Below are 10,290 nucleotides of genomic sequence, written 5' to 3'. Positions count from 1 at the left end.
CCGCCCGAGCCCGCTCCCCGACGCCCACGGCTACGCCGAACTGCTGCCCAAGTCCACCCGCCCCGACCGCCGGGAGGGGTTCCTCGACCTGTGGAAGGGGAAGCTCGGCCCGTGGGAGGACCTGAACGCGTTCCAGCGGGAGCTGGTGCTCACCTGCCGGAAGATCATCGACGAACGGGGCGTCGCCCTGGTGTACGCGGTGACCAACAGCGGCAAGACGACGGTCGCCCGGGTGGGGATGACCATGGCCCTGAACGGCAACCAGACCGCCATGATGCTGCTGCCGACCAAGGCGCTCGTCGCGCAGGAGGAGGCCGAGTGGCGGAGCTGGTACGCCGACGACGAGCGGCTGCAGAACCTGCGCGTGTACGGCGTGTCGCGTGACTACCCGGAGAGCGACCGCCCGGTCGGCCGCGGCAACTACGACGTGGCGGTGGCCATCTACGAGAAGCTCGGCGTGTACCTGGTCAACGGCATGGGGCCGCTCGGCAGGAGCGGGCTCCTGGTCGTCGACGAGCTGCAGATGCTGGCCGAGAGCAGCGAGCGCGCGGCCAAGCTGGAAGCGCTGCTCACGCTGATCAAGATGCTCCCGCCGGAGCAGCGTCCCGCGCTGCTCGGGCTCTCCGCGGCGCTCACCCCGGAGGCGGGGGCGATCCTGAAGAAGTGGCTCGGCACGGGCCGTACGATCTACACCCCGAGCACCAACGACCGCCCCGTGCCGCTGGACAGCTATGTCGTCGACCGGCGGACCTGGCTGCTGCAGCGGGACGCGCATCTGCTGAGCATGCCCGGCGAGCAGCAGCCGGAGGCCCCGATCCGGGAGCAGCACGCGCTCCCCGCGCTGCGCACGAGCTATCCCCAGGCCATGTCCGGGCTCAACAAGCTCCAGGGGCAGCTCTCCACGGCGGAGCTCGCCGCCAGCCTGGTCGTCGGCATCCTCAAGGAGAACGGCAGCCGCCGGATCATCTGCTTCGTGCCGACGCGGACCGCCGCCGATCAGCTCGCCATGGCGATCCAGAAGGTCCTGGACGCGGCCCTGAACCGGCCCCAGGCGGGGTCGCCGTGGCGGAACGGACGGTTCAAGAGCGAGTCGTCCGCCGCCCGGGACGACGAGGGCAACCTGTACTGGAGGCTCCGCAACTCCGACATCCCGGAACACAAGGAGGTGACCCGCGGGCTGCGCACCGGAGTCGCCTCCCACTCGGCCGCCCTGGCCCCGCCCCTGCGCCGGCTGCTGGAGGAGGAGTTCCGCTCCGACGACGGACTGCTGCGGGTGCTGGTGGCCACGGACACGCTGGCCGTGGGGCTCAATCTCCCCGCGGACACCGTCATCGCGACCAGCATCACCGGTGTCACCGGTTCCGGGTCGGAGCGCAGCCGGCAGATCCTCCAGCCCTCCGACCTCGACAACAAGGGCGGACGCGCGGGGCGCCGGGGCAAGACCACGACCCGGCGCGGCAAGTTCTACATCCTCGTACCGTCGGAGCGGGAACTGCAGCGGATCGACGGGCTGACCAACGACGAGATCAAGGAACTCGCCAGCGTCGACGGCGTGTACCGGCGGTTCGTCGCCAGCAAGTCCCGGTCGCTGACCGTCACGTCGCAGTTCCGGGACCCGGTCGCGATCAGCGGCCTGGTGCTGCAGGTGCTGTGCCAGGACGGCCGCAGGCGGGACCGCGACAGCTGGTTCCGGAGGGTGCGGGAGATCCTGGACAATCTGCTGATCAGCTTCGAGCCGGGCGCGCAGCTCCCGGCGCCCGAACGCGTCCTGGAGGAGCTGGAGGACCGGCAGTTGGTCACCACGGTCATCAGCCAGGGCGGCCCGCGGAAGGCGTCGGAGGAACTGGCGCTCACCGGCCTCGGACAGGCCGTGGGCCGCTCCGGGCTGGAGCTGGACGACGCGCCGGACCTGGAGCGGCTCGCCGCGCTCGCACGGAGTGACGCCGGCACCATCGACCTGCTGTGGCACGCGTTCCGGGCGCGCTCCATCCGTCAGGTGACGGCGTGGGTGGCGCTGCCGACGGGAAGCAGCAGTCGCCATCAGCCCTCCCTGAGGGGCACCGTCCTCACCATGGCCATGGCGCACTGCGCGGAGGACGGGACACGGCGCACGGACTGTGCGCAGTTCGTCGCCTTCCAGGGGAAGGAACCCCTTCCCGAACGTCTTCTGCGGACACCGAGCAAGGTGGTCTCCAGGGAACTGCGGGAACTGCTCGACAGCGACGAGGAGTACGCCTCGACGGACGAGGTGAACGCGCTGCTCCGGGCGGTGGTCGCGTACGAGTGGCTGCACGGTGTGCCGTTCTCCGAGATGCAGCGGCGGTTCTCCCGTGTCATCAAGTCGCACGAGGATCCCGACCGGGGGTACGACAAGTCCCCTTCGCTCAAGCTGTTCTACTCGGACGTGGAGCAACTGTGCGAGCAGGTCGCCGGGTACATCCGTGCGGCGGCGGACATCAGCGTCACCGCCGACGGCGTCGACCACTCGGGCCGTATGCAGCTGATCGCCCAGCGTGTGGAGGCCGGTCTGCCGAGCTGGCTCGCGCTGGTGGCGAAGATGCGGATTCCGGCGCTGCACCGCGAGCGGCTGGCGAAGCTGGCCGACAAGGAGCCGCCGTCGGTGCTGTCGGACCTGGTCGACATGGAGCCCCTGCGCGAGGGGCTGACCGACGCCGAACGGGAAGAGGCACGGCGCATCATCGACAACCGGGTGTCGCAGGAACAGCAGCAGCGGGAGCGCATCGCCTGGGAGCTGGGCCAGCAGCTCGTACCCAACGGCGACGGCGAGACGTTCGACGACATCTCGGCGGAGCTGGAGGCCGCCACGGGGGCCCTCGACTACCTGGAGAAGCTCTGCTGGACGGCCCGCTGCCTGGGAGCCGAGACCACGCGGCCCGAGTCCCAGGGGGACTACGCCGTGGCGCACTGGACCTGCGAGGGCGCCGACGAGCGGGTGACCGTACGGGTGCCGCTGTCCCCGCTGACCGGCACCATGGCGCGGGAGATCGCGAACCACCGGTGCCTGGTCGTGGTCCGCGACCGGCGGATGGGGGTGCAGGAGGCCCTGGAGGCCCAGGGCTCGCTGGCCAGGTTCCTGGAGCCCGACCACATGCTGTCCGTCCTGGCCCGCCTGGTGAAGACGCTGGTGCAGGTGTCCGGCACGGATGTCATCACCGAACTGTCGAACATCCGCTCGTCCAGCATGGGGGCGAGCGACTGGTCCCTGCCCCTGTCCCAGGCGGTGTTCGCGCCCCCGGCCCCCGAGGGCTGACCACCGGGCTCCGCCGGCAGCGCACGCACCCCCTCCCGACCCCACGTCATTGCAGGCCGGGAGGGGGTGCGGCGGAAGGACTCGCCGGTCAGATGTCGCGGAAGATCTCGATCTGCGCGCCCACCGAGTTGAGCCGCTCCGCGAGGTCCTCGTAGCCGCGGTTGATGACGTACACGTTGCGCAGCACCGATGTGCCCTCGGCGGCCATCATGGCCAGCAGGACGACCACCGCCGGGCGGAGTGCCGGCGGGCACATCATCTCGGCGGCGCGCCAGCGCGTGGGGCCCTCGACCAGGACGCGGTGCGGGTCCAGGAGCTGGAGGCGGCCGCCGAGGCGGTTGAGGTCCGTGAGGTAGATGGCGCGGTTGTCGTAGACCCAGTCGTGGATGAGGGTCTGGCCCTGGGCGGAGGCCGCGATCGCCGCGAAGAACGGGACGTTGTCGATGTTCAGGCCGGGGAACGGCATGGGGTGGATCTTGTCGATGGGCGCCTCCAGCTTGGAGGGGCGCACGGTCAGGTCCACCAGGCGGGTGCGGCCGTTGTCGGCGGTGTACTCGGAGGAGCGGTCGTGGTCGAGGCCCATCTCCTCCAGGACGGCGAGCTCGATCTCCAGGAACTCGATGGGGACGCGACGGATCGTCAGCTCGGACTCGGTGACGACGGCCGCGGCCAGCAGGCTCATCGCCTCGACCGGGTCCTCGGACGGCGAGTAGTCGACGTCCACGTCGATGTGCGGGACGCCGTGGACGGTGAGCGTGGTCGTGCCGATGCCGTCGACCCGTACGCCCAGGGCCTCCAGGAAGAAGCACAGGTCCTGGACCATGTAGTTGGACGAGGCGTTGCGGATGACGGTGACGCCGTCGTGGCGGGCGGCGGCGAGCAGCGCGTTCTCGGTCACGGTGTCGCCGCGCTCGGTCAGCACGATGGGGCGGCCGGGCGTGACGTCCGGGTCGATCTCGGCGTGGTACAGCCCCTCGGTCGCGGTGATGTCGAGGCCGAACCTGCGCAGCGCGATCATGTGCGGTTCGATGGTGCGCGTACCGAGGTCGCAGCCGCCCGCGTACGGGAGTTTGAAGGACCGCATACGGTGCAGCAGCGGGCCCAGGAACATGATGATCGACCGGGTGCGGCGGGCCGCGTCCGCGTCGATGGCCTCCATGTCGAGCTCGGCCGGCGGGACGATCTCCAGGTCCGTGCCGCCGTTGATCCAGCGGGTGCGGACACCGATGGAGTTGAGGACTTCGAGGAGCCGGTAGACCTCTTCGATCCGGGCGACCCGGCGCAGGACCGTACGGCCCTTGTTCAGCAGTGAGCCGCACAGCAGGGCGACGCAGGCGTTCTTGCTCGTCTTGACGTCGATCGAGCCGGAGAGGCGGCGCCCGCCGACCACCCGGAGGTGCATCGGGCCGGCGTAGCCGAGCGACACGATCTCACTGTCGAGCGCCTCACCGATACGGGCGATCATCTCAAGGCTGATGTTCTGGTTCCCGCGCTCGATGCGGTTGACGGCGCTTTGGCTAGTGGCCAGCGCGTCGGCGAGCTGCGTCTGTGTCCAGCCGCGGTGCTGGCGGGCGTCACGGATGAGCCTGCCGATGCGTACGAGGTAGTCGTCTGCCATGTGCGGCAGGTTATCTCAGATATGAGATGTCGCTCGCGGTGGGGTGGGCTGTTCGGGTGATGTCCCGTCGACCATACGCCAGTTCTGGAGGGGTACCGCGGGCGGTCGGCCGACAAACAGTCAGGTTCCCTGTCTATCCCCCGGATACACCATGTCCAGTGCATTCCTTGCGAAAAGGTCCAGATCGGACAGTCCGCAGACTGCGCGCGTCCCCGGCCCCCGTGTCGGCGGGCGCGTGCACAGCCCGCGCCGCCCGCGCGGTCGCGTCGCGCGTCCGGGCGGGACACACGCCCGATCGCCGGGCCCGCGCATGACCGAACCGCGGTGATGTACTAGAGTTATCTCGACATCGAGATATCTGCTGACGACGCACCGCGGTCGCCCGTGTGGGTAAGGGTCACCTAACTAAGCCTTACCTTAGCGGATCGGCGAGAAGCCGTGGCGGCAGGATGCGGTTGAACGCGCACATTGATGAAGGAGACTGTCGTGTCGGCGAACAGCTTCGACGCCCGCAGCACGCTGCGCGTGGGCGACGAGTCGTACGAGATCTTCCGGCTGGACAAGGTGGAGGGCTCGGCCCGCCTCCCGTACAGCCTCAAGGTCCTGCTGGAGAACCTGCTCCGCACCGAGGACGGCGCGAACATCACCGCCGACCACATCCGGGCCCTCGGCGACTGGGACTCGCAGGCCCAGCCCAGCCAGGAGATCCAGTTCACCCCGGCCCGCGTGATCATGCAGGACTTCACCGGTGTGCCGTGTGTCGTGGACCTCGCCACCATGCGCGAGGCCGTCAAGGAGCTCGGCGGCGACCCGTCGAAGATCAACCCGCTGGCCCCGGCCGAGCTGGTCATCGACCACTCCGTCATCGCCGACAAGTTCGGCACCCGCGACTCCTTCGCGCAGAACGTCGAGCTGGAGTACGGCCGCAACAAGGAGCGCTACCAGTTCCTGCGCTGGGGCCAGACCGCGTTCGACGAGTTCAAGGTCGTCCCGCCCGGCACCGGCATCGTCCACCAGGTGAACATCGAGCACCTGGCCCGTACCGTCATGGTCCGTAACGGCCAGGCGTACCCCGACACCCTCGTCGGCACCGACTCGCACACCACCATGGTCAACGGCCTCGGCGTGCTCGGCTGGGGCGTCGGCGGCATCGAGGCCGAGGCCGCCATGCTCGGCCAGCCGGTCTCCATGCTCATCCCGCGCGTCGTCGGCTTCAAGCTGACCGGCGAGCTGCCCACCGGCACCACCGCCACCGACCTCGTGCTGACCATCACCGAGATGCTCCGCAAGCACGGTGTCGTCGGCAAGTTCGTCGAGTTCTACGGTGAGGGCGTCGCCGCCACCTCCCTCGCCAACCGCGCCACCATCGGCAACATGTCGCCGGAGTTCGGCTCCACCGCCGCGATCTTCCCGATCGACGGCGAGACCCTGAACTACCTCAAGCTCACCGGCCGCTCCGAGCAGCAGGTCGCGCTCGTCGAGGCGTACGCCAAGGAGCAGGGCCTCTGGCTGGACCCGTCCGCCGAGCCCGACTTCTCGGAGAAGCTGGAGCTGGACCTCTCCACGGTCGTCCCCTCCATCGCCGGCCCGAAGCGCCCGCAGGACCGTATCGTCCTCGCCAACGCCGCCCAGCAGTTCAACAGCGACGTGCTCGCCTACGTCGAGGGCCCGCACGAGGAGCCCGCCGCGGCCGCTGAGTCCCCGGTGGACGAGGCCAGCGCCGAGTCCTTCCCGGCCAGCGACGCGCCTGCCTACGCCCACGAGGAGAACGGCGCGGGCGCCCCGCAGCACTCCGCCGTGGTGCCCGGCCCTGGTCCGTCCCGCCCGGTCACCGTCACGGCCCCCGACGGCTCCACGTACGAGATCGACCACGGCGCCGTCACGGTCGCGGCCATCACGTCCTGCACCAACACCTCGAACCCGTACGTCATGGTCGCCGCCGCGCTCGTGGCGAAGAAGGCCGTCGAGAAGGGCCTGACCCGCAAGCCGTGGGTCAAGACCACGCTCGCCCCTGGCTCCAAGGTCGTCACCGACTACTTCGACAAGGCGGGCCTCACCCCGTACCTCGACAAGGTCGGCTTCAACCTCGTCGGCTACGGCTGCACCACCTGCATCGGCAACTCCGGCCCGCTGCCGGAGGAGGTCTCCAAGGCGGTCAACGAGCACGACCTGGCCGTCACCTCGGTGCTGTCCGGCAACCGCAACTTCGAGGGCCGGATCAACCCGGACGTCAAGATGAACTACCTGGCGTCCCCGCCGCTGGTCGTCGCCTACGCCCTCGCGGGCTCCATGAAGGTGGACATCACCAAGGACGCCCTGGGCACCGACACCGAGGGCAACCCGGTGTACCTGAAGGACATCTGGCCGTCCGAGGCCGAGGTGAACGACGTCGTCGCCAACGCCATCGGCGAGGACATGTTCTCCAAGTCCTACCAGGACGTCTTCGCGGGCGACGCGCAGTGGCAGGCGCTGCCGATCCCGACCGGCAACACCTTCGAGTGGGACCCGGAGTCGACGTACGTCCGCAAGCCCCCCTACTTCGAGGGCATGGGCATGGACCCGGAGCCGGTCTCCGACATCTCCGGCGCCCGCGTCCTCGCCAAGCTCGGCGACTCGGTGACGACGGACCACATCTCGCCCGCCGGCGCCATCAAGGCCGACACCCCGGCCGGCAAGTACCTCACGGAGCACGGCGTCGAGCGCCGCGACTTCAACAGCTACGGCTCGCGCCGCGGCAACCACGAGGTCATGATCCGCGGCACGTTCGCCAACATCCGCCTGCGCAACCAGATCGCGCCGGGCACCGAAGGCGGCTACACCCGCGACTTCACCCGGGCCGCCGAAGGTGAAGGGGGAGCCCCGGTCTCCTTCATCTACGACGCCTCCCAGAACTACCAGGCCGCGGGCATCCCGCTGGTCGTCCTGGCCGGCAAGGAGTACGGCTCCGGCTCGTCCCGCGACTGGGCGGCCAAGGGCACCGCGCTCCTCGGCGTCAAGGCCGTCATCGCCGAGTCGTACGAGCGCATCCACCGCTCGAACCTCATCGGCATGGGCGTCCTGCCGCTCCAGTTCCCGGAGGGCCAGTCCGCCGAGTCCCTCGGCCTCACCGGTGAGGAGACCTTCTCCTTCTCCGGCGTCACCGAGCTGAACGAGGGCCGCACGCCGCGCACGGTCAAGGTCACCACCGACACGGGCGTCGAGTTCGACGCGGTCGTCCGCATCGACACCCCTGGTGAGGCCGACTACTACCGCAACGGCGGCATCATGCAGTACGTGCTGCGCAACCTGATCCGCGGCTGACACCGCGCCAGGAGCCGAACGGCCGAGGGCCGCACCCCGTTTCCGTACGGGGTGCGGCCCTCCCCGCATGTCAGCCGCATGTGAGCCGCATGTCAGCGGAGCCCGATGCGCGCGGCCGCCTCGGCCGAGGGACCGTCGTCGGCGGGGAAGGGTTACGGCTCCTCGACCGGCAGCAGCCGCCGCGCGGCGTCCGCTTCACCGGCGCGCACCAGCGCACACACCTCGTGCGCGAGCGGCGTGACGTCGCGTATCGCCACGGTCCACTCGTCCGCGTACCGCCACGCCGCCTCACCCGACAGGCCCAGTTGCAAGGACCGGTACGGCAGCGGCTGGAGCCTCAGATCACGCTCCGGGTCCCACTGCACCCGCGCCGGGGCGTGCCGCAGCTCCCGCCGCCACGCGGCCCGGTCGGCGTGCAGGCCCGGCGCGTAGTGCGACAAGCACGCGTGGCGCAGCGCCCACTCGAAGCCCTCGCGGCTGATCTCGACGGCCAGGACGGTCTCCTGGCCCTCCCTCGTGGCCCATCCGCAGCGGTACATCATCCACAGGAACGACGGCTTGACCCATGTCATCCGGTCCCGCTTCCAGACGGCCGGGAACCGCCCGTCCCGGGCGGCGGGCAGCCCGATGTGCGGCCCGTAGGCCTGGTAGACGGTGACGGTGGACGCGGTGTGGCGGGCGCGGATACGACGGTGTGGCTCTTCCATGGCGCACAAGTCGACACCGTCGACGGCGAACGGGCCATCGAATTTGTCCGGGCCCGGGGCGTGGGCCTCGGCGTGTCCGTACGTTCCTCAGTCGGGGCCGCTCCAGTCGAACGGGAAGTGCTTGCTGGACTTGCCGCCGCGGTCCCAGGTGAAGCCGAACGCGTCCGCGCGGTCGGTGGTGGCACGGCCCCACGTGGCGACCTGGCCGGGACCGACCTCCGCGCCGGGCGCGTTGTGGACCTGGACCCGCGCGCCCTCCGGCGTGGTCGGGCCCGTGAGGGCCTCGGCGCGGGCGGTGACCCGGCCCGGGATCTCGGCGCTCCACGTGCCGAGGTCGTCGTCGATCTCGACGTGGATGGGCGCGACGTCCATGCCGCGCATCTCGGCCCCGAACGTCTCGCCGAACTGCTGCGGCCAGCCGCCCGCCGCACCGCCGAAGATCGCGCCGAGCGCGTCGCGCTGCTTGTCGTCGGCACGTTCGTCGAGGAACACGGCCGCGTACGGATCGGTGTGCGTCCCCGCCCAGACATTGCCGACGAACGACCCGAGCATCAGGACGTTCAGGTCGTCCAGCCGGACGTCCCCGTACCGGCCCTCGCGGATGTGCCACACCAGGACGCCTTCGCAGTCGCCCTCGGACGGGGGCTGCGCGAACGTACAGGGGCACGGAATGGAGCACTTGCAGGTGTCGAACCAGTCGCCGGTCAGATGCCAGCGCGGGCTCGTGGGAGTGGTCTGTTCAGTCATCGCCTGTCCTCCTCGGTCAGGTGGACACGGCCTGCTGCGGTCGCTCATTTCCAGCCTAGGCGCCAGAGACGCGACCGGACACCCTTGCGGCTCACGTCCTACGGGCAGCGCGCCGCCGGTGCCAGTTCCGCGACGCGGTGCATCGGGACGTGGAAGCTCCGCCCCTCGACGCGCAGCCGCACCACGCCCTCGCCGCCCGCTTCCAGCGTCCCGCACGCCGTGCCCGCCGACGTGGTCACGCGGACCAATCCGCCCCGGTCCGCGTCCTCCGCCGGCCACCACTCGGACGCCGTCGCGACGGCGACCAGCACCACCGCCGCGAACGTCAGCCACAGCCCGCGCCGCAGCCGTCGCCCGTCCCGCACCACGTCCACCTCGCGCCCGGTCGGCGGCCAGGCGGCACGCCCCACCAGGTAGGTGGCGCAGCACGCCACCGCGAGCGCCACCAGCAGCAGCACCCCGGCCGCCGCCTCCAGACCCCGGGGCGCCGCCGACTCGCCGCTCTTCAGGACACCGCACAGGCCCACGAATCCGAGCACGGCGAGCTGGATCGTGTGCCAGCCCCGCGCCGACGCCTGAAGCCGCGCGCTGCCGCTCTGCTCTCCGTCGCTCATCCCGCCACGGCAGCACCCTGCCGCCCGCCGGTC

At 70.4% G+C, this 10,290-nt stretch carries 6 protein-coding genes; 2 read left to right on the top strand and 4 right to left on the bottom strand.

From position 1 onward, the window contains the following. Window positions 1–3,271: DEAD/DEAH box helicase (locus HTZ82_RS01025; protein WP_175407326.1), on the top strand; the 3,271-nt coding region annotated here is incomplete at its 5' end. Window positions 3,272–3,359: 88 nt separating this feature from the next. On the opposite strand, the gene HTZ82_RS01020 is transcribed toward HTZ82_RS01025, so the two are convergent. Further along, window positions 3,360–4,889, bottom strand: coding sequence for a UDP-N-acetylglucosamine 1-carboxyvinyltransferase (locus HTZ82_RS01020; protein WP_175407325.1), 1,530 nt, complete (start codon window positions 4,887–4,889; stop codon window positions 3,360–3,362). Between the two features lie 486 nt (window positions 4,890–5,375). Here HTZ82_RS01020 and HTZ82_RS01015 point away from each other — a divergent pair, with 486 nt between their 5' ends. Next, entirely contained in the window at window positions 5,376–8,189 is a 2,814-nt protein-coding gene (locus tag HTZ82_RS01015; protein ID WP_309235259.1) for an aconitate hydratase, read from the top strand. A 152-nt stretch (window positions 8,190–8,341) separates the two neighbouring features. Here HTZ82_RS01015 and HTZ82_RS01010 read toward each other — a convergent pair whose 3' ends face one another. The 3 genes from HTZ82_RS01010 to HTZ82_RS01000 all read right to left on the bottom strand — a co-directional run. Next, complete coding sequence (locus tag HTZ82_RS01010) at window positions 8,342–8,896, bottom strand: DUF4291 domain-containing protein (protein ID WP_175407323.1); 555 nt, start codon at window positions 8,894–8,896, stop codon at window positions 8,342–8,344. A gap of 87 nt (window positions 8,897–8,983) precedes the next feature. Beyond that, the gene (locus HTZ82_RS01005; protein ID WP_175407322.1) at window positions 8,984–9,643 is read right to left on the bottom strand and encodes a DUF1326 domain-containing protein; all 660 of its coding nucleotides are present in this window, start codon (window positions 9,641–9,643) and stop codon (window positions 8,984–8,986) included. A 98-nt stretch (window positions 9,644–9,741) separates the two neighbouring features. After that, window positions 9,742–10,290: hypothetical protein (locus tag HTZ82_RS01000; RefSeq protein ID WP_217623541.1), on the bottom strand; the 549-nt coding region annotated here is incomplete at its 5' end.

This window comes from Streptomyces sp. TRM64462 (genome assembly GCF_013362995.1).
Taxonomy (GTDB): domain Bacteria; phylum Actinomycetota; class Actinomycetes; order Streptomycetales; family Streptomycetaceae; genus Streptomyces.
Note: the sequence above shows the minus strand (reverse complement) of the source record. Positions and strands in the feature narration are given on the sequence as shown.

What these genes read in the sequence shown, in the direction of transcription:
- HTZ82_RS01020 (WP_175407325.1), bottom strand. Translation starts at nt 4,889, where the DNA reads ATGGCAGACGACTACCTCGTACGCATCGGCAGGCTCATCCGTGACGCC.
- HTZ82_RS01010 (WP_175407323.1), bottom strand. Translation starts at nt 8,896, where the DNA reads ATGGAAGAGCCACACCGTCGTATCCGCGCCCGCCACACCGCGTCCACC.
- HTZ82_RS01005 (WP_175407322.1), bottom strand. Translation starts at nt 9,643, where the DNA reads ATGACTGAACAGACCACTCCCACGAGCCCGCGCTGGCATCTGACCGGC.